This is a genomic window from Candidatus Chlorobium masyuteum (genome assembly GCF_011601315.1).
In the GTDB taxonomy this organism is placed as follows: domain Bacteria; phylum Bacteroidota; class Chlorobiia; order Chlorobiales; family Chlorobiaceae; genus Chlorobium; species Chlorobium masyuteum.
The window spans coordinates 697,400-716,787 of sequence record NZ_JAAORA010000001.1 but is presented as its reverse complement, the minus strand read 5'-3'; the positions used below and the strand labels follow the sequence as shown (position 1 = coordinate 716,787).

The following is a 19,388-nucleotide window of genomic DNA, read 5'->3' as shown; positions in this document are numbered from 1 at the left end:
ATCGTGGCAGATCATTTATTGCGCAAGTTTCACAGAAGGTTCACCGGACGCCATAAGACCAAGAGTTTCGGCCGTTTGCACGATATTATGGATACTATGCAACTCATGTACTTTCAGTTCCTGCGAGGTTATCACACTTGATGTCATCTGAATCTGCTCCCTGAGACGCTCATTCTCTCTGGCAAGATTGATTATCGAAAGGGTATTGTTGGTCTGAAACAGAAAAACAACGGTACCGCCAAGAAGGTATAAAAAAGAGCGTAACCGCAACAACGAAGCTATATCAAAATCAAATGGATCTCCGCCGGTCTCACTGGCGCCATTGGTGTTTGACGCACTGCCGGAGAGCTCGGAACGCATTGCTTCCGGACGGGGGGGAGCGGGTGAAAAGGGCTCACCGCCACGGACAGGAGCAAACTGACTGTCAGAAGCCGTTCTGTTCCCCCCACTGAACGCTCCCTGCACCTTCTTCAGGGCTGAGATAATAACACTGTCAGCTCGCACAGGAACCTCCCTCCGGATTTTTTTCAATGACTCTCAATTTCGCACTTCGTGCTCTTGAATTTGAAGCCGTCTCCCCGGATGAAGCGATCAGCGGTTTCCGGGTAACAAGCCTGATGGCGCCTCGCTTGAGAGGCTCCCGCAAACCTACTCCTTTAGGGCCCCAGTCTTCTCGGGCACTATCGGCAAAAACTGTTTTCACGATCCGGTCTTCGAGTGAATGATAGCTGATAACCGCCATCCGCCCATGATCTTCAAGCGATTCGATACCGTCACAAAGTGCTTCACGAAGAACATCAAGTTCACGATTCACCTCTATGCGGAGGGCCTGAAACACTCTGGAAAGGGTTTTGATGACATTATCACCGCCATAAGCGATAGCGCGGATAATACCTCCAAGCTCCTCTGTCGTGCTGATCGGGCCATGCTTCTGGCGGTAGCCGATAATCGCCCGCGAAATCGCCCGGCTTCTCGGCTCCTCTCCGTACCGGTAAAAAATTTTGGCCAGCTCCCGCTCATCACAGGTATTGACAATATCTGCTGCGCTGCGCTGCCCGCTGCTGTCCATGCGCATATCAAGCGGTCCATTACGCAGATAGCTGAACCCCCGCTCCGCACTGTCAATCTGAAAGGATGATACGCCAAGATCCAGAAGAATTCCGGAAACTTTCCACGGGCGCTCTCTTTCGCTGCAAACCCTTCGTATCACTCCTGAAATCTCCTCAAAATTCCCTTTGACGAGCACCGAATTCTTCCGGAACTCCCTGAGCGTCTCTTCTGCCTGCCGGAGAGCGGCATCATCCTGATCAATCCCTATCAGGAGTGAGCTTTCGAGATATCCCGCTTTTTCGAGCGCCCGGAGAATTGCCACCGAATGGCCTCCGCCGCCAAGAGTCCCGTCAACATAGACTCCCGGCTTTTGTACCAGAAATGCAACGATCTCATCGGCAAGGACCGGCACGTGAAAAGTATCCTGTGCCATGCCCGTTAAAAATACCTTCCGGCAAGTGAAGCCATCCGGCCTGAACTCTCCTGCAGCACTGTCGAGAGCTGCTTTGGGTCCCAGACGGTCATTTTTGTATCAGCCCCGATAATCACAACATCCCCCGAAATCCCCGCATGATCAAGAAACTCCCTTGAGAGAGCAATCCGGCCCTGACGGTCAAGGGTAACAATTTCAAGACTTTCATACATCAATGTCTTCAGGAGGCGCTCTTCGGGATTAAAATCAGAAAGAGCCGAGATGGTTTTGCGAATACCGCTCCAGACAAACGGCTCATAAAGTTCAATGGAGCGATCCGGGGCTTTCATAATATAGAGCTCCTCGACCGGCCCGGCGACACACTCAGCGGATCCATCTTCGACCGGGCGACCAAACTTGCGGCGAAACCGGACAGGAATCATCAGGCGTCCTTTTTCATCGACAGCATGTATCTCTTTTCCTATAAAGCCGGCCATTTTGGCAACCCGATTAGCTTCCGTTATGCAGATATGACTCTTGAGTGGAACCCTCTCCGCTCATGCAGGAGAGGCAAAAAACAGAAAAAAACAGCGACAAAATAAACGGCAACCCCCATTTTTTACCATTTTCCTCCACATTACAAAATGTATAAAAAAGGATGCACTAAAAAAATATTCCTCTATTTTATACTGTAGTTCTTATGCATATTTCCAAAGGCAGAGAGCCCGATGAAAACCGCCTCAAGAGAGTTCGTGGTGGATGGCTACAACCTGATCCACAAGCTGATTCCGTCACCATCTGCATCGCCGCTTGAGCAGTTGCGGCTGGAAATGGAAAAAAAGCTCCTCTCATTTCAGAGAAAAAACAGATGTGCCGTCACCATTGTCTATGATGGAAAAGGAAGCGCCCGGGAGCACTCGAGTATCATTCCTCTGCATATTGTTTTCACTCCGGCCACAAAAAGCGCCGATCAATGGATCATTGATTACGTAAAATCATTGAACACAAACGTAAAAAAGGTTACTATTGTAAGTTCGGACGATGAAATACGCCGCTACAGCGAAGCGTTCGGTGCACGGTGTATAAAATCCGAAGCATTCGCGCTAAAACTCGGCGAAAACGGAACTTCCGCTCCGCTTTCGGAAGGGAAGCGTCGATCCGGTTTCGGTAAAACCATCGACAAAGCCGTAAGGGGAGAGCCGCTGAGTGATAAGGAAGTAGCACAGTGGGCGGAGTTGTTCACCCGGGGGAAAATGTAGGCACAAGCCGGCAGCGTGTATAGTCTATGCAGGGTGCCCGGAGCATGGCCGGGAAGCAGCAGGAACATTTATTAACCATTTCTTATCATAATGTCGCAGAGTACCGTCAACAATACAGCGCACAGGCAGGAACTTGACGAATGGCGAAAAAAAATCGACGTCATTGACCAGCAGTTATCGGCTCTTATCTGCCAGAGACTGCATTGCGCGCAGAATATCAGCTCACTGAAATCAAGAATCGGAGAGCAGGTGCTCCAGCCTGAAAGGGAAAAAGAGGTGCTGAACAATGTGCTGAACCATGCCGATTCACCCCGAAAATCTCTTGCGCTGGAAAAAATTTACCGCTGCATTCTTGAAGAGAGTCGCCTGGTGCAGCATGATTGGAAAAGCAGCCAGCCGGATATCCCTACCAGCTAACCGAACATCCCCTCCGAATGGCACTGCGTAAAGTTTCGTTACCAAAGCCCTTATTAGCTGCCTCAGCCCTTTTGCTGACTGCACTGGGGTTCTTTTTATTTTGGCCCGGCCTCAACACCGCCACAACCATCACACCCCTCGTCGTTCACCGGAAAACCGGATTTCAGGCCATTGTGGGTGAACTATCCCGTAACGGCACGATACAAAGCAAATGGCCGGTACTCATCACCGGAAGTATTATTCCCCGCCTGCACAGCATCAAGCCGGGGAGATATTCCATCCCTCCCGGAATGTCCAACTTCATGCTGCTCTACTACCTTCACTCGCACAAGCAGGACGAAGTTCGCATCACCCTCCCCGAAGGGATCAATCTCGAAAAAGTTGCAAGAATCCTTTCGGGTAAACTCGACTTTGATTCAACCGCATTCATGGCGGCGGCATCAAGTGAGCGCCTCCTTCGGCGATACAACATCAAGGCAAAAAATGCAGAGGGGTACCTGTTGCCCGGAACCTATGACTTTGCATGGGGCGGCTCACCTGACGCGGCTGCCGGATTTCTTGTAAAAAGATTCAGGAAATTCTATACCGACAGCCTCAAAACCGTGACCGCAAGACGGGGGATGAACGAAACCGGACTTCTGACACTCGCATCAATTGTCGAAGCCGAAACTCCGCTGGACTCGGAAAAACCCGTTGTAGCAAGCGTCTATCTCAACCGGCTGAAAAAAAATATGCGACTTCAGGCTGACCCGACGGTACAGTACGCACTCGGAGGAACGGCTCGCCGCCTCTACTATCGTGATCTCGTGGCTGACTCTCCATACAATACCTACCGCCATAACGGGCTGCCTCCGGGTCCGATTTGCAATCCCGGAACAGCATCCATTCTTGCGGTGCTTCAGCCTGCCGAAACCGGTTTTCTCTACTTTGTTGCCACGGGTACCGGAGGACATAACTTCGCCGTGTCGCTCAAAGAGCATAACGAAAACATTAAAAAATACCGTCAGGCCCGCAGAAACACGGCCCCCTGAGAGGAGAGCGACACATTACCGTCTCCTATATCCTGTCAGGTGAATTGATTATATTGTAGATTAGTACTATTTACCAGCAATTGTTTTTTTAATCAATCATAACAGCAATGCAGAAAAAGACCTTGTCAAGCGTCTCCATCCAAGGCAAACGGATATTAATGCGCGTTGATTTCAATGTTCCTCTTGACGCCAGCAAAAACATTACCGACGATAAAAGAATCGTTGAATCACTCCCCTCCATTCGCAAAGTTCTCGACGATGGCGGGCGCCTGATTCTGATGTCACACCTTGGAAGACCAAAAGGCAAAGTCAACGCGGACTTCTCTCTTGCCCCGGTAGCAAAAAGACTCTCAGAGCTCATCGACACGCCTGTAACGATGGCAAAAGATTCCATCGGAACCGAGGTCATGCAGCAGGTCCTTGCCATGCAGGACGGAGAGGTTATACTGCTTGAAAATCTGAGATTTCATCCCGAGGAAGAGGCCAACGATCCCGACTTTGCCAAAGAGCTTGCCTCTCTGGGCGAGATCTACGTCAATGATGCTTTCGGAACCGCACACAGGGCGCACGCATCAACCGAGGGGATTACCCATTACGTACAGAGTGCTGTTGCAGGCTTTCTTATAGAACGCGAGCTGCTCTATCTTGGAAAAGCCCTTCAGGATCCGGAACGCCCGTTTGTAGCCATTCTGGGCGGCTCAAAAATTTCAGGGAAAATCGATGTCCTTGAAAACCTCTTTAAAAAAGTTGATACGGTGCTGATCGGGGGAGCCATGGTCTTTACCTTCTTCAAGGCCCAGGGCTTCGAGGTAGGAAACTCTCTCGTTGAGGAGAGCAAGATTGACCTTGCACTTGAGATCCTTGCCGAGGCCAAAAGAAAAGGGATAAAGCTGCTCCTGCCGGAAGATGTGATCGTTGCCCCCGAAATTTCAGCCGATGCCGGGTTCCATACCGAACTGATATCCGCCATTCCGGAAGGGATGATCGGTGTGGATATAGGACCAAAAACGGCAGAGCTTTACAGCAGGGAGATTCTCTCTGCCCGCACGGTACTCTGGAACGGCCCAATGGGCGTGTTTGAAATTGACAACTTTGCGTCAGGCACTATGGCCGTAGCCAAAGCACTGGCTGACGCCACCGCCAAGGGAGCTATAACCATTGTCGGCGGAGGAGACTCGGCTTCTGCTATCGCCAAAGCAGGACTTGCAAAGGAGATTACCCATATCTCTACAGGAGGCGGAGCAAGCCTTGAATTCCTTGAAGGCAAGGAGCTGCCTGGTATTGCCGCATTGAACGACTAACCGTTTCCGTACACCACTGTAATCCTTTACGGAAGCAACTTTCGACAGGCCTGTTCTCTCTCTGCATCATGAGAACAGGCAGAACCAGACATTGTGATGAACAATTCCAGTCAGCCATACAGCCCCGGAGGTTTTCAGTTTATACCTCCGGCCATAAAAGCCATTATTCTCATCAATATTGCGGTCTTCCTGCTGCAAATGACGCCGTACGGAGAGGCCATCAGCTCCATCGGGGCGCTCTGGCCGATAGGTTCAGGCAATTTCAGACTCTGGCAGCCGGTTACCTACATGTTCCTTCACGGCGGCGGCACCCATCTCTTTTTCAATATGTTTGCGCTCTGGATGTTCGGCGCCGAGATTGAGAACCACTGGGGGACACGACAGTTCAATATCTACTATTTTGTTTGCGGAATCGGAGCTGCGGCGCTCAACCTGCTGATGACCAGCGGTGATCCCTATCCTACAGTAGGGGCATCAGGGGCAATCTACGGCGTGCTGCTTGCATTCGGTATGATGTTTCCCGATCGCTACATCTTCCTCTATTTCCTCTTTCCTCTGAAGGCAAAATATTTTATTGCCGGTTATGCACTGATCGAGTTTTTTTCCGGACTCGGCAGCCGGGCCATGGGAAGCGGCAGCAACATCGCCCATTTCGCACACCTTGGAGGGATGCTGATCGGTTTTATCTACATCACCATAAAAAGAAACGAGTGGTCGATCTCCGGGGTGCTCCAAAAATTCCGCTCTTCGGGAAAAAAGAGATCCGGCCCTCAGCTCTACAAGAAACAGAAACCTGCAGAACCTGCGTCTGAAGCCGAAATTGACGCCATTCTTGACAAGATTTCGGCGCATGGATATACCTCACTGACCGAAAGCGAGCGCCAGACACTCCTCAAAGCGAGCCGAAAATAAGAAGAGCCATGAGTAAACGATTTGAGAAAACCCGGAGAAAGGCTGAGCAGGCAATCAAGGATCCCGTGAAGAGAAAAAAACTGCTCGAAACGGCAGTGAAGCTCTCGAAACCGGGTAAACACACCTCGCAGCTCTCGGAAATATCCGGAAAAATCCAGTCGCTGGCACGGATGCTCCGCTGCTACATTACAAAAGAGTACACCGATATACCCTGGCAGACCATTGTGCTTGTTACCGCGGCACTGATCTATTTTGTCTCCCCGTTTGACGCCATAGCCGACTTCATTCCGCTCATCGGCTTTGCTGACGATATCGCCATCATATCCGCCGTTTTTGCCTCCATCATCCAGGATGTAGACCGCTTCTCCGCCTGGGAAGCCGCAAAAGCTTCCGAAGCGGAACCCGCCAGCTACACCCTGATCGACAATCCATAAAAGGATCAAAAGAGTACCCCGATTAATCGTCGTGAGCGGTTTGTTTATTCAAGCCCCGGATGGACAAAACAGTGGTAGACCGACACAGTCGGGATGAGGATTGCGAGCACCGCCCAACGATGCCATCGAATCGCGGAACAGATTAATGGGCACCTCTATTTATTGTTGTGAGAAGCACGAGAACAAGACGGATGGAGCGCAGCAACCGGAATGTACACAGGAGTACATGAGGATTGCGAGCACCACCCAACGCAGTAATCGTGTTTCGGAACAAATAAATAGCGGTGACCTAATAGGGGCGCTCCAGCTCGAAACAGGCCACACTCTCTATATGCGCCGTATGCGGAAACATATCCACCGGCTGAACTGATTTGAGCGTGTAGCCCTGAAGTGCAATCTCCTTGCCGTCGCGGGCAAGACTTGCCGGATTGCAACTGACATAGACAATTCGCCTTGGCCGGAAACGGAGCATGGTTTCAAGCGCCTTCGGGTGCATGCCCGCTCTCGGCGGATCGGTGATGATCACCCCCGGAGCCCCATGGCTTTCAAGTTTGTCGAGTATGGCGTGGAAATCCTTCAGATCAACCTGATAAAAGGCTGCATTCTCAACACCGTTCAGAGCCGCATTGCTGCGGGCATCGTTGATTGAGCTTTCAACCACCTCAAGACCGACCGCACTCCTGCAGTGTTTTGCCATGTAGAGCGTGATGGTTCCGGTACCGCAATAGAGGTCATAGACGGTGTCATCCTCGTTGAGTCCGGCAACATCAAGAATGGCGTTGTAGAGCACTTCGGCCTGCCGGGAGTTGGTCTGAAAAAATGAGTTGGCAGAGATTCTGAAATCAAGCTCGCCGAGCCGCTCGGTAATGATACCTGATCCGCTGAGCAGAAACTCCTCTTCGCCGGTAGCAACACCGTTCTTTCTTGAGGTCACATTATTGACCACCGTCACCTTCTCGCCTTGAAGTTCTGACTGGAGCGCGGCATTGTAGTGCTGCATCAGCTTCTCATCATACCAGGAGGTAACGAGGTTGACCATCAGCTCCCGCTGATCTTCACTGAAACGCACCACAAGGTTGCGCAAAAATCCGGTATGCGCCCGGACGCCGTAGGGCTCAAGGTTGTTGGCAAGGGCAAATTCCCGGGTCAGCTTGAGCACACGGTTCATCAGCTCCGTGGCAAGGTAGCAGTAGTCGATATCGATCACCTTCTCGAAATTGCCGGGGGTATGAAATCCCAGCGCAAAAGTTTTCGGGCGTAGCAGCTCCTCCTGCGAAAGCTCTTCCGGCAGGAGATAGCGCATGCTGGAGCAGGAGAACTCGATCTTGTTGCGGTAGTGAACGGGAGAGGCCGCCGCCAGAACAGGCGAAACCGGCGGATTGGAAAAACTTCCGAGATGCTCAAGCGCGTCCTTCACCTTTTTCTCTTTGTAGGCAATCTGCGCCTCGTACCTGATGTGCATCAGCTTGCAGCCACCGCAGACACCGAAATAGCTGCACACCGGCTCCGTTCTGTCCGGAGAGGCTTCAAGCACCTCAACGGCAATAGCCTCAAGGTATCGCTGCTTCACCTTTTTGATCCTGGCCGACACCCGGTCGCCGACCGCAAGCATACCGTTGACCATAACCGCCATCCCGCTGTCAAGCCGCCCGAAACACTGCTCCTTCTCCGCCAGATCGGTTACGACCAGCTCAATGATATCCCCTCTCCTGAAAACAATATCCTCTGCCATGAAAATCTTTTTATGCCTAATAAAAACAGTACGTTAAAGCAATCCCGACACTACAGGTGCTCTGCGCAACCGGAACAGCAACCCGTTAACATACAAAACCGCCTGCTTTCGGTGCAGAAAAAAACGAAGGATTTTGACGCTCTTTTGTAAGCGGCATAGCTGAACCCACTGTTTTGAATGTCATATAGTGAGCGTCAACAACGCGGCGCCGAAGACTCCGGCGCTGTCGCCGAGGAGGGGCTTGAGGATGGGGATGCGGAGTTCGCTGTTGAAGAGGTGGCGCTCGATTGCTGTACGGGCCTCCGGTGAGTACAACTGCTCAACCTGACCGACTCCTCCGCCGATTATACAGAGATCAGGATCGAGGATGTTGATCACCCGGGCGAGTGCTTTGCCGAAACAGAAGAGCAGGCGATCGATGGTCTCGGCCGCTGCGTCATCCGAGCTGCAATCAGAAGCGATCTGCGACAGCGGCTTGAATCTGCCCGTAAGCGCTTTGTAGTAGCGCTCAAGCGCCGGGCCGGAAATAACCGTCTCCACGCATCCCGATCTGCCGCAGTAGCAGGCCTCTCCATCCGGCAGAAGCTCATTATGCCCCCACTCTCCGGCAATGCCGTGGGCGCCATGGCGAACCCTGCCGCAACACACTATCCCGCCGCCGACACCGGTTCCGAGAATAATGCCGAAGGCCATCTTTGAAGGATCACGCATCACTTCGGCCCCACAGCCAAGCATCGATTCAGCAAGGGCAAAACAGTTGGCGTCATTTTCAATGAGCAGCTCCCGATGGAGAAGCTGCTCAAGATCGCGTTTCAAATCGCGACCGTTCAGTGCAACCGTGTTTGAGTTTTTCATGAAGCCCGATACTTCATCATACCTTCCGGGAGTGCCGATTCCAATACGCTCCGGCAATGCGAGTCCGCTCTCACGGGATACCATGTCAAGAAGCGTGCTGATGCGCTCAAGGATGTGGATGTAGCCGCCTTCAGCCTCAGTAGCGATCCTGCGCCGCAGGAGAGGTTTCATGGATCTGTCGATCACCACCGCCTCGATTTTGGTTCCGCCAAGATCGACGCCCCAATACACCTCACTCACCGGAAAGGGCATTTTGACGCATGAAGCGTGGCTGAACGATGTTCTTAACGATCCAGGAGAAGAGCAGATAGACAATAGCTGCACTGAAAAGTCCGATCATGATGCCGCCAAGCACATCTCCGGGATAGTGAACGCCGACGTAGATCCTTGAAAATCCGATGGCAAGAGCATAGGCGATCATGAGAGAGGTAAAGAGTTTTTCGATTCTCTCGCCACGGTGAAAGAAAATCCAGGTCATGGCGGCAACCGCTGCCGAGTTCGCCGCATGGGATGAGGCAAACGAGTAGCTCCTCGATTGATGGATGAGCAGGCGGACCTGATCAAGGGCAAAGCAGGGGCGGATGCGCTCGACAAGCGGTTTGAAGATACCGGAGGCAATGAAATCAGCCATGCCGACAGCAAGAAGGGCAAGCAGGATTACAAGAAAACCCTGCCTGCCCCTGCGGATGACCATAAAGAGCGCTGCCAGAATGCCGATATGACGGGAAAGAGAGCCGTTGGTCAGAAAAACCATCAGGTCGTCGACTGCCGGATGAACCAGACGAAGGTTCAGTAACCGGAAAAGCCACACATCGGCCTGCTCGATTGGCGCCATAACACCACTATTTACTTTTTCGCCGCCCCTTTGCTCTTTTTACGGGATCCGCCTGAAGAGGGCGCTGTGAGCGTCACATTCGGCATATCGGCGGCAGTGGTGGTCTTGTTGATATAGAACTGCTGTGCTACACTGAAAATGTTGAACATCAGATAGTAGAGACCGAGGCCTGCCGGCATGTTGTTGAAAAAGAGGAGCATCATGGCCGGGAACATGTACATCATCACCTTCATCTGATCATTGCTCTGCGTCGTCGGTGTGATTTTCTGCTGAATAAAAACCGTCACCGCCATGAGAATCGGGAAGACCGCAACGTGATTTCCATACATGGGAATGCTGAATCCGAAGTCGAGTATGGAATCCGGAACGGAGAGATCCTTTGCCCAGAGGAAGCTGTGCTGACGAAGCTCTATCGAGGAGCGGAACACATAGAACATGGCAAAGAGCAGCGGCATCTGCAGCACCACCGGCAAACAGCCGCCAATCGGGTTGACTCCTGCCTCCTTGTAGATCCTGCCAAGCTCGCTCTGCAGCTTTGCGGGGTTATCCTTATACTTCTCCTGCAGCTCCTTGAGCACCGGCTGAAGTGCCGACATCTTTTTCATGGACTTCGTCGAAGCCATCGAAAGGGGGTAGGTGACCAGCTTGATCAGGAAGGCAAAAATGATAATGATAAGACCGTAGTTGCTTACAAAGGTGTTCATCCAGCTGAAAACCGGCAGAATGATAAATTCGGCAAAAGGTCTCGTCAGCCAGTCCCAGCCGAAATCCATGATTTTTTCAAGACCGGCGTTCTGTGCCTTGACAATATTGTAGTCAAGCGGCCCGAGATAGAGGCTGAACTTGTCATCCGATACCGTTCCGGTTGATGGAACGCCCATTTTCAGCGCTGCCGTATAGTTCTCAAACTCGTTACCGGCTGTTCTTTTACCGTCAAGATGGATGCCTTCTGTACGCCTGGAGGGAATAAGTGCTGCAACAAAATATTTGTTGCGGACTGCTACCCATTTGGCTTCTCCGGACTGCTCTTCACGGTAGGTCTCGTTCTCTTTGGCCGCATCAAGCTTAACGAGGCTTCCTCCAAGATAGGCGCCGGCCAGAACACTCTGCGACTCATCCTTGCGGTCTTTTTCCGAATAACCGAGTCCACCATCCCATTGGAGCTGATACTCATTACCGGCAAGCTCACTGGCAAATCCTGTCAGTTTGACATCATAGCCGACTTTATAGCTGTCGCCGGAAAAGAGATAGGTTATATCAATAGCCTGGGCGGGGGCAATGTCAAGGTGATAGCGAACCGCATAACTCTGTTTGCCGCTGATCGCACGAACAGAATCAAGCGTTACCGTGCTGAAATAGAGATCGCGGGTATCAATTTTCTTCCCTTCACGGGTCAGAAAGAGCAGTGAAAGGGCTCCGTTCCTGGTGTTGCTGACCAGATCGAACGGCTTGCGCTCTCCATTCAGATGCTTTTTGAGAACCAGTGACTTCAGTGTGGCGCCCTTGGAAGAGAGCGTTGCCCTGAAAAGATCATTATCCACCTTTACGAGTTGCTCACGACCTCCGGCCGCAGTGGCAAAAACACCGAACGTATCTGCGGAAGGAGCCGCTGCCACAGGGGATGAAAGTGCCTGCGGATTGGTCTGCTCTGTTTTCACCGCTTCCGGTGACTGTAACAGTTTTTTCTCCGGCGACATGAACTGCAGCCAGACGAACATAATCAAGCCTATAAGCGCAAGGCCTGTCAATGATTTTCTATCCATTACCTCTCTCTTTAATTTTACCGTGAAGATCGTTGTTACGCAAGGGTACCGGGTCAAACCCGCCCTTTGCAAAGGGGTTGCATCGAAGAATACGCCACACTGTCAGCCAGACGGCGTAAAAAAAATTATGAGTGCGAAAAGCTTCAAGCGCGTAGGCGGAACAGGTAGGGTAGTATCTGCAGGAAGAGCCAAGAAGAGGCGAAAGAAAAGCCTGGTAAAACTTTATCAGTAAAATCGGTACCTCATTGACATACTTCCAGATAGTCATGCTTTCATCCTTTATCCGGCAAAAAACGCTGCCCGTCATGAGTGCTGCATTAGATATAAAAGCCTGTCTTTGACTCCCTCTGTCAGGAAAGTCTCATCCCCTGCATTAACCGTCTGATCTCCTCCCTGAATGCCTGCAACTCCGGGAGTGTTTTTTTTCTGCCCGTAAAAAGAAAGACAATACAGAGTCTCTTTGCCTCAGCACCATCCTGCTCATCGCTACTGCTCCTTATTACCGATGACCGCTCAATCCGGTAGGCCTCTCTCATCATGCGCTTTATCCTGTTGCGCCGAACAGCAGATGGAACAGTTTTTTTACTTACCGCAAACAGAATGGCCGGAATGCCTGGAAAAGAGCGGCTCTCCTGGCGGAGATCAGCATAGACCATTTTCAAAAAATCACCTCTCACACCGATCCCGCTTGAAAACAAAAGGGAAATCAGTTGCTTTTTTCTCAATATCTCATGCTTTCGCAGAGCGTGAAGGTGTGGCTTGTTCAAATCCTGAAAAGAGCAATTGATTCAACCCGACAGCCTGAAGGCCTGACGGGAAACTACTTACTGTCCGGCCGTACCCATTGCGCTGCTGACCGAAAGCGCGTGACGACCTTTTGCTCTTCTTGCAGAAAGAACTTTACGACCATTCTTGGTTGCCATTCTCGACCTGAATCCGTGCTTGTTCCTTCTTTTTCTATTCCGCGGCTGATAGGTTCTTTTCATCGCTTAAAACTCCAAACTTTTATAATAATTCAAAATTACTGGGCGCGTAATTTAGCACAATGAACACTCAATAACAAATACTACAGTCCACCGCAAGAGTCTCTGCCCATAAAACAACATGCAACGAGGTAAAATATCGGATTCCCGCCACAACTTATCAACAATGTGGATGGTTTGTGGATAAAAAAAGTCACTCACCCAAAAGCCCCGACAGGACGCCCTTCCGAAAGAATCCACACATGTTGACTACTGTAACAAAGAATACCGTTAAAACCAATAAATAAAATAAAATACGATGTTGAAAACTTATGCCGGCCGGGGCACGGAATCTTGCGGGATTTTCATTAAGGAAATTGTTTTTTATCCACTTAAAACACTAACTTGTGAACAGTAAATGTTGATGGCTCACACAATTTCGCTCCTTACCTCTCAAATCCCAGTATTCTATGCCCGAAGTTACGTCAAAGGCGCTCCCTGACTATCCGCAGATCAAAAACCAGAAAAGCGCCTCAATGGAACATCAGGTCTGGGATGCCTGCATGGAAGCCATCAAAGAAAAAATAAATCCGCTTGCATTTAAAACATGGTTCTCCCCGATCAAACCATTAAGCTTTTCCGGGAGTGAACTGACCATTGAGGTTCCGAGCCAATTTTTCTATGAGTGGATTGAAGAGAACTACTCCTCCTTTTTAAAACAGGCACTCAAGGTTGTCATCGGCCCCGAGGCCGGATTGATGTATTCAATCGTTATGGATAAATCGCAGGGGCAGCCGGTAACGATTGAACTGCCGCACCAGAACACCATGAACAGTGATTTTATTGCGGCAAACCAGAGTATTGAGTTAAAAACCAAAAGAAACGGTACGTTTGAACGTGATCTGGCCCGTTTTGAAACGCATCTGAACGTCAAGTACACCTTTGACACGCTCATTCGCGGCGATTGCAACTCACTGGCATTCGCCGCTTCGAAATCCGTTGCACAGAGTCCCGGCCAGAATGCCTTTAATCCTCTTGTCATCTACGGTGGTGTAGGGCTTGGAAAAACACATATGATGCAGGCTATCGGCAACAGTGTTCGTGAAAACCGGCCATCTGCCCAGGTGCTTTATGTGTCGAGTGAAAAATTTGCGATTGACTTTGTTAACGCAATACAGAATGGTAAAATACAGGAATTTTCATCCTTTTACCGGGCCATCGACGTGCTTATCATCGATGATATTCAGTTCTTTTCCGGCAAGGAAAAAACGCAGGAGGAGATTTTTCATATTTTCAACACCCTTCACCAGTCCAACAAACAGATTATCCTCTCCGCGGACAGGCCTATAAAGGATATCAAAGGTATTGAAGACCGTCTTATTTCGCGTTTTAACTGGGGACTCTCAGCCGATATTCAGCCTCCGGACTATGAAACACGAAAGGCCATCATACTCAGCAAACTGCGCCAGGGTGGCGTTCCGCTTGATGAAGATGTTATTGAATTCATTGCAACAAATGTAACGGAAAACGTCAGGGAGCTTGAAGGATGCATTGTCAAACTGCTTGCGGCACAATCTCTTGACAACAGGGAAATTGATTTGAATTTCACTAAATCAACCCTCAAGGACATTATCCGACATACAACAAAACGTCTGACACTCGACACGATTGAAAAAGCTGTATGTGCCTACTTCTCCATTACTCCCAATGATCTGAAGGGAAAATCCAAAAAAAAGGAGATTGCTGTCGGCCGCCAAATTGCCATGTATCTCGCAAAAAACCTTACCGACTCCTCATTGAAGACCATCGGCCTTCATTTTGGTGGCAGAGATCACTCAACAGTCATTCACGCAGTCACTACCATTACAAAAAGAGTCGATACATTTACCGAAGAGCGGAAAAAAATTGAAGAGATCCGCAAAAGAATCGAGATTCTTTCAATGTAGGTATGGTTATGTTTACAACATGTTAAAAAGGTGTTGGCGCAATCTTGGCAAGTGAAGGGTTATCAACATAAAAGGTTCAAAACCTATCTTATCAACAAACTTCGCACAGACCGCCTGATTAAAACAGAGGGGGTTATCAACAGAGAAGAGGTTATGATAAACTTGATTAACTGTAATCTTTACAATACAATAGAAGAGTCTTGAATGGAGTTGTCCAGATATCAACACTCTCTACAACAACAACAATGTTCTATAAATATTAAATAGTAAAAGTTGGAGCAGATGAAATTAACTTCCTCAATTCGTCAACTGCAGGATGCTGTAAGCAAGGTTGCACAGGCAATTCCTGCAAAAACTATGGATCCGCGTTTTGAAAATGTTCACTTATCCATAGAGTCCGGAACTCTGACGCTTTTTGCAACAGACGGAGAACTTTCCATTACCGCCAGAAGTGATGTGGATACCTCTGACACCGGCAACATCGGAATCAAGGCGAGAACTCTCCAGGATTTTCTCAGAAGCATGTATGATACCTCTGTTACCTTCGAAATCGAAAGGCAGGAGATCAGTGATCATGGTACTGTTCACATCAAAACTGACAAGGGCCGCTATAAAATACCCTGCCAGTTTGAAAGCAAACAGGAGAAGTACGAGAAGATCTACGACATCTCTCTTGAACTTGCAACAGAGGAACTTCAGGATCTCATTCAGAAAACAATTTTTGCCTGTAGTGTTGATGGTATGCGGCCGGCCATGATGGGTGTCCTGTTTGAACTTGAAGGATCGGTTATTACCGCAGTCTCGACTGACGGGCACAGACTGGTAAGGTGCAGAAAAAGCTCATCAACGGATATTGCTGAAAAACAGAAAATAGTTGTTCCGGCAAGAGTTCTGTCAATAATCCAGAAGCTTGCACAGCATGAAACCGTTACCATGAGTATCGATTCAGAGCGGCGTTTTGTGCGATTCATCAGTGGAAATATTGTTCTTGATGCAGCGCTCATTGTTGAACCATATCCTAATTATGATGCGGTTATTCCTGTAGAGCATGACAAGCATATGATTGTTGATCGGTCGTTGATCTATGATTCTGTCAAGCGGGTAGGACGTTTTTCAAGTATCGGAGATGTCAAGATTGTTATTGAAGGTGAAGTGCTGAAAATACTGGCCGAAAACACCAATGAGGGTGAAGCTGCACAGGAAGAATTGCCCTGTACCTACAGTGGTGAACCTATCACCATCGGCTTTAATTCACGGTTTATCGAAGCTGCCCTTGCACATCTTGATGACAATGAGATTCGTATAGAATTGAAAAGTCCTACAACGGCGGTGATTTTCAAGCCGCACAAGGAGGAAGAGGATGATAAACTGATTATTCTGGTCATGCCTGTCCGAATCAATAATTGATGGTTATCGTCTTCAATTTATTGTCGTTAAGCTATCTTTGAATGATAGGTAAAAGAATCTCCTCTCCCGACACGTCGGGAGAGGACTGTTTATGTGCGCCATTCTACTTGTTAACCATTTCTTACTCAGAAATAACCGGGATGCCTTGAACGATGAGGGGAATTATTGCTGCTTGAACATATACAGTATGAGAATTTCAGGAATCACCGCTCGTCAGTTTTTGAGCCGTCAGAAGGGATTAATCTTATTTACGGCCATAACGGATCAGGAAAAACCTCGATTCTTGAAGGTATCCACTATTGTGCACTGACAAAAGGGTTTGTCGGCGCAGCGGATAGTGATTGTCTTCTTTTTACTACGGATTATTTTCTGCTTGAAAGCACGTTTAAGGATTGTTCAGGCTACGGTGTGACGGTGAAAATCAGCTATACCAAAGAGAAGGAGAAGCTGGTAGCGGTCAATAACAGTGAAATAAAGCCATTTTCAAGCCATATAGGCCGGGTACCCTGCATTACCTTTTCTCCTCCGGAAATGATTATTGTCAATGGCGCACCTGCGGAAAGAAGGCGGTTTATTGACAACGCTATAAGCCAGACAGACAGAAGATATCTTGATGATCTGATCGCTTATCGAAGGGTTCTTCAGCAAAGAAATGCGCTGTTAGCCCAATTAGCTGAGAAAAAATTCCCGCAGGAAGGAATGCTTGCCCTCTGGACTGAAAATCTGTCAAGACTTGCCGCTTCAATTGTACACGCACGGCTCTCATTTATACATGAATTTTTTTCGCACTTTCGCGAGCTTTATCTGCAATTATCGCTTCATGAGGAGCCATCTCTTCTCTACAGAAGTTCACTGGGTACGCTCAGTGCAGATAGTTCAGTCGATGAGCTATATCGTCGATTCACGCAAAAATATCACGAGACCGAAAGCTATGAGATGATGCGTGCTCAGACAATGAGCGGACCTCACCGCGATGAGCTTCTTTTTTTCATCAACGGCAAAGAGATCAGGAAATACGCCTCACAGGGTCAGTTACGAACATTTCTTATCGCACTGAAGCTTGCTCAGCACCGTTTTTTTTACGAAAAGACCGCTGAAAAGCCGATCTGTCTGCTTGATGATATTTTCAGCGAACTTGATGCTTCAAGGATTGCTGATATATTCACTATTCTGGAAGATTGCGGGCAGACCATCATTACATCGACAGAAAAAAAAGATCAGAAAAACATTACGGCATTCTCTGTGGAATCACTGAAAGACAACCGGGAGCATTGAGCGGTGTCAAGAACAAAAGATCCGAAAAAAATCTCTTCTGTAGTCGGCGCTATGTGCCAGTCGTTAGGGCTTACAGAGGCATATGAGCAGTACAAGACACTCCAGATATGGAACAGTGTTGTTGGTGAGGCTATTGCCGGTGCCACCTCCATTGAGCGATTTACCGGCGGACAGCTCTTTATCCGGGTGAAAAATCCCTCATGGCGCATGGAACTGAATTTTCGAAAACAGGATATACGCAACAAACTTAATGCCGCCCTTGAGCGTCCGATAGTTGAAGAGATTATTTTTAAATAACGTACTTCACCGCTATCGCTCTCCGTTAAGCCCCGACGAATCAGCGGCCGGGTAGCGGCGACGGCCATCTCCATAGTAGCTGTATCGTTAATTGTATATAAAAAAAGGGTTACCGTTTCCGGTAACCCTTTTTGGTTTTCAACAGCCAATACCTCTGTTTGATCACAGATTGCAGCTCAACTGGTAGATCTCAATCATTTTATCTGCATAGGCCTTGCCGAAATCGATGCATTTTTCAAATTCAGGCTCATGAGGTTTGAACTTTACCATAACATTCTGTTCAAAAACTTTCAGCTTGAGCAGTGAGAAATTTGTTTCAATCATTTTTGCTGCCTCACCGCTCCATCCATAAGAGCCGAAAGCGGCGCCGAGCTTTCCCTTGTCACGGATCGGGTTTATGGCCGCGAAGAGTTGATAGATTTGCGGCAGTATATTCTGGTTTATCGTAGGCGATCCCACGATAATTCCTGAACAGTGGGCGATCTTGTCCTCAAGTTTTGAAAAATGCATAGACTCTATGTCACAAATCTCAATATTGAAATCACACGACCGGCGGAGACCCTCTGCTATTTTATGGGCAAGCAGAGTGGTGTTTTCATAGGCAGAAACATAGGCAATCAGGATATTTTTTTCCTGTGGCATCGCAATGGCTGTAGTCGCATATTTTAAAGAGAGATCTACATATTTTTTCCAGTTTGATCTCAGGATGGGACCATGACCGGGACAGATGGTCTGTATGTCAAGAGCTCTGATTTTTTCTACCGCCTGAATCATGTATTTACTGAACGGTCTGAGAATAGCATCAAAATAGTAGGTAAAGGCATCGTCAAAATCACCCACAAGGTCATCAAACATCTCTTCGTGCGAGAAATGGGAGCCGAAAGAGTCACAGGTGAAAAGAATCCGGTCCTCCTCAAGCCAGGTATAGATGGTGTCAGGCCAGTGAAGATTGGGCGCATTGATGAAATGAAGCGTTTTATTGCCAAGATCAAGCGAATCTCCTGTTTTTACAACAAGTGATTTAAAGTCATGGCCGGTCTGGTCGCGGAGAAATTTGATCGCGTTACCACTGCCGACTACGGTTGCATTTGGAGCCACGGCAAGCAGGTTTCGGACATTGCCTGAGTGATCCGGTTCCGTGTGGTCAACAATGATATACTCTATCTCAGAAGGGTCGGTAACCTGTTTTATTTTGGCAAGATATTCAGGCCAGAATTTCTCCTTTGTTGTCTCTATAATGGTCTTTTTCTCCGCATTGATGAAATAGGAGTTATAGGTTGTGCCATATTTTGTCTCCATTACGATGTCAAAGGTAATAAGACCGGGATCGAGAACACCGATCCAGCTGACATCACTTGAAACAGGAAGTACTTTATTGTCTGCCATGTTAGTTTCAAAAAAATATTTAAAAATTATGTTCCAATAGCCTGTAACACTACAGGGAAACAGGATATATAGTTCCTCAACAGAGGACAAAAAGATACAGTATAAACAAACAAA

21 protein-coding genes are annotated in these 19,388 nt (G+C 48.7%); 10 read left to right on the top strand and 11 right to left on the bottom strand.

Annotated features, from left to right (window positions below; translation table 11 throughout):
• Nucleotides 1–15: 15 nt before the first annotated feature.
• Genes G9409_RS03380 through mraZ form a run of 3 tightly spaced genes read right to left on the bottom strand, consistent with a single transcriptional unit; the run spans nucleotide 16 to nucleotide 1,959 of the window.
• Entirely contained in the window at nucleotides 16–504 is a 489-nt protein-coding gene (locus G9409_RS03380) for a hypothetical protein (protein ID WP_166807387.1), read from the bottom strand.
• Nucleotides 494–1,483: a 16S rRNA (cytosine(1402)-N(4))-methyltransferase RsmH gene (rsmH, locus tag G9409_RS03375; RefSeq protein ID WP_166807386.1), complete on the bottom strand. Its 990-nt coding sequence runs from the start codon at nucleotides 1,481–1,483 to the stop codon at nucleotides 494–496. Before rsmH ends, G9409_RS03380 begins: the two co-directional genes overlap by 11 nt.
• 5 nt (nucleotides 1,484–1,488) lie before the next feature.
• Nucleotides 1,489–1,959, bottom strand: a complete 471-nt coding sequence (gene mraZ, locus G9409_RS03370; protein WP_040433675.1) for a division/cell wall cluster transcriptional repressor MraZ — start codon at nucleotides 1,957–1,959, stop codon at nucleotides 1,489–1,491.
• Nucleotides 1,960–2,190: 231 nt separating this feature from the next.
• On the opposite strand from mraZ, the gene G9409_RS03365 reads away from it, so the two are divergent.
• The 6 genes from G9409_RS03365 (at nucleotide 2,191) to G9409_RS03340 (ending at nucleotide 6,816) form a co-directional block, all read left to right on the top strand.
• Nucleotides 2,191–2,721: a YacP-like NYN domain-containing protein gene (locus G9409_RS03365; RefSeq protein ID WP_006367064.1), complete on the top strand. Its 531-nt coding sequence runs from the start codon at nucleotides 2,191–2,193 to the stop codon at nucleotides 2,719–2,721.
• 90 nt (nucleotides 2,722–2,811) lie between these two features.
• Entirely contained in the window at nucleotides 2,812–3,138 is a 327-nt protein-coding gene (locus tag G9409_RS03360) for a chorismate mutase (protein ID WP_166807385.1), read from the top strand.
• 17 nt (nucleotides 3,139–3,155) lie between these two features.
• On the top strand, nucleotides 3,156–4,169 hold the full coding sequence (mltG, locus tag G9409_RS03355; RefSeq protein WP_166807384.1) for an endolytic transglycosylase MltG: 1,014 nt from the start codon (nucleotides 3,156–3,158) through the stop codon (nucleotides 4,167–4,169).
• Nucleotides 4,170–4,276: 107 nt separating this feature from the next.
• The gene (locus tag G9409_RS03350; protein ID WP_166807383.1) at nucleotides 4,277–5,470 is read left to right on the top strand and encodes a phosphoglycerate kinase; all 1,194 of its coding nucleotides are present in this window, start codon (nucleotides 4,277–4,279) and stop codon (nucleotides 5,468–5,470) included.
• Nucleotides 5,471–5,566: 96 nt separating this feature from the next.
• On the top strand, nucleotides 5,567–6,382 hold the full coding sequence (locus G9409_RS03345) for a rhomboid family intramembrane serine protease (RefSeq protein WP_166807382.1): 816 nt from the start codon (nucleotides 5,567–5,569) through the stop codon (nucleotides 6,380–6,382).
• An 8-nt stretch (nucleotides 6,383–6,390) separates the two neighbouring features.
• Nucleotides 6,391–6,816, top strand: a complete 426-nt coding sequence (locus G9409_RS03340; RefSeq protein WP_166807381.1) for a YkvA family protein — start codon at nucleotides 6,391–6,393, stop codon at nucleotides 6,814–6,816.
• A 289-nt stretch (nucleotides 6,817–7,105) separates the two neighbouring features.
• Here the strand turns inward: G9409_RS03340 and rlmD are convergent, their stop codons facing one another.
• The 7 genes from rlmD to rpmH all read right to left on the bottom strand — a co-directional run bounded on the left by rlmD (nucleotide 7,106) and on the right by rpmH (nucleotide 12,987).
• The gene (gene rlmD / locus G9409_RS03335; protein WP_166807380.1) at nucleotides 7,106–8,548 is read right to left on the bottom strand and encodes a 23S rRNA (uracil(1939)-C(5))-methyltransferase RlmD; all 1,443 of its coding nucleotides are present in this window, start codon (nucleotides 8,546–8,548) and stop codon (nucleotides 7,106–7,108) included.
• Nucleotides 8,549–8,728: 180 nt separating this feature from the next.
• Nucleotides 8,729–9,643 (bottom strand): ROK family protein, encoded by a 915-nt coding sequence (locus G9409_RS03330; protein ID WP_328700111.1) that lies wholly within the window; start codon nucleotides 9,641–9,643, stop codon nucleotides 8,729–8,731.
• Nucleotides 9,636–10,238, bottom strand: coding sequence for a phosphatase PAP2 family protein (locus G9409_RS03325; protein WP_166807378.1), 603 nt, complete (start codon nucleotides 10,236–10,238; stop codon nucleotides 9,636–9,638). The genes G9409_RS03330 and G9409_RS03325 overlap by 8 nt, the downstream gene beginning before the upstream one ends.
• Nucleotides 10,239–10,249: 11 nt before the next feature.
• Nucleotides 10,250–12,001 carry a membrane protein insertase YidC gene (yidC, locus tag G9409_RS03320; RefSeq protein ID WP_166807377.1) on the bottom strand — a complete coding sequence of 584 codons (1,752 nt, stop codon included), beginning with the start codon at nucleotides 11,999–12,001 and terminating at the stop codon, nucleotides 10,250–10,252.
• Nucleotides 11,994–12,269 (bottom strand): membrane protein insertion efficiency factor YidD, encoded by a 276-nt coding sequence (gene yidD, locus G9409_RS03315; protein ID WP_166807376.1) that lies wholly within the window; start codon nucleotides 12,267–12,269, stop codon nucleotides 11,994–11,996. The genes yidC and yidD overlap by 8 nt, the downstream gene beginning before the upstream one ends.
• Nucleotides 12,270–12,351: 82 nt before the next feature.
• Nucleotides 12,352–12,768 (bottom strand): ribonuclease P protein component, encoded by a 417-nt coding sequence (locus G9409_RS03310; RefSeq protein ID WP_268896848.1) that lies wholly within the window; start codon nucleotides 12,766–12,768, stop codon nucleotides 12,352–12,354.
• 57 nt (nucleotides 12,769–12,825) lie between these two features.
• Nucleotides 12,826–12,987, bottom strand: a complete 162-nt coding sequence (rpmH, locus tag G9409_RS03305) for a 50S ribosomal protein L34 (RefSeq protein WP_076789579.1) — start codon at nucleotides 12,985–12,987, stop codon at nucleotides 12,826–12,828.
• Nucleotides 12,988–13,433: 446 nt separating this feature from the next.
• On the opposite strand from rpmH, the gene dnaA reads away from it, so the two are divergent.
• The 4 genes from dnaA to G9409_RS03285 all read left to right on the top strand — a co-directional run bounded on the left by dnaA (nucleotide 13,434) and on the right by G9409_RS03285 (nucleotide 17,888).
• Complete coding sequence (gene dnaA / locus G9409_RS03300; protein WP_166807375.1) at nucleotides 13,434–14,909, top strand: chromosomal replication initiator protein DnaA; 1,476 nt, start codon at nucleotides 13,434–13,436, stop codon at nucleotides 14,907–14,909.
• 282 nt (nucleotides 14,910–15,191) lie between these two features.
• Complete coding sequence (gene dnaN / locus G9409_RS03295; RefSeq protein WP_166807374.1) at nucleotides 15,192–16,316, top strand: DNA polymerase III subunit beta; 1,125 nt, start codon at nucleotides 15,192–15,194, stop codon at nucleotides 16,314–16,316.
• A gap of 165 nt (nucleotides 16,317–16,481) precedes the next feature.
• Complete coding sequence (recF, locus tag G9409_RS03290) at nucleotides 16,482–17,591, top strand: DNA replication/repair protein RecF (protein WP_166807373.1); 1,110 nt, start codon at nucleotides 16,482–16,484, stop codon at nucleotides 17,589–17,591.
• Between the two features lie 3 nt (nucleotides 17,592–17,594).
• Entirely contained in the window at nucleotides 17,595–17,888 is a 294-nt protein-coding gene (locus G9409_RS03285) for a DUF721 domain-containing protein (protein WP_166807372.1), read from the top strand.
• A gap of 162 nt (nucleotides 17,889–18,050) precedes the next feature.
• Here G9409_RS03285 and G9409_RS03280 read toward each other — a convergent pair whose 3' ends face one another.
• Nucleotides 18,051–19,274: an FprA family A-type flavoprotein gene (locus G9409_RS03280; RefSeq protein WP_166807371.1), complete on the bottom strand. Its 1,224-nt coding sequence runs from the start codon at nucleotides 19,272–19,274 to the stop codon at nucleotides 18,051–18,053.
• Nucleotides 19,275–19,388: the final 114 nt, after the last annotated feature.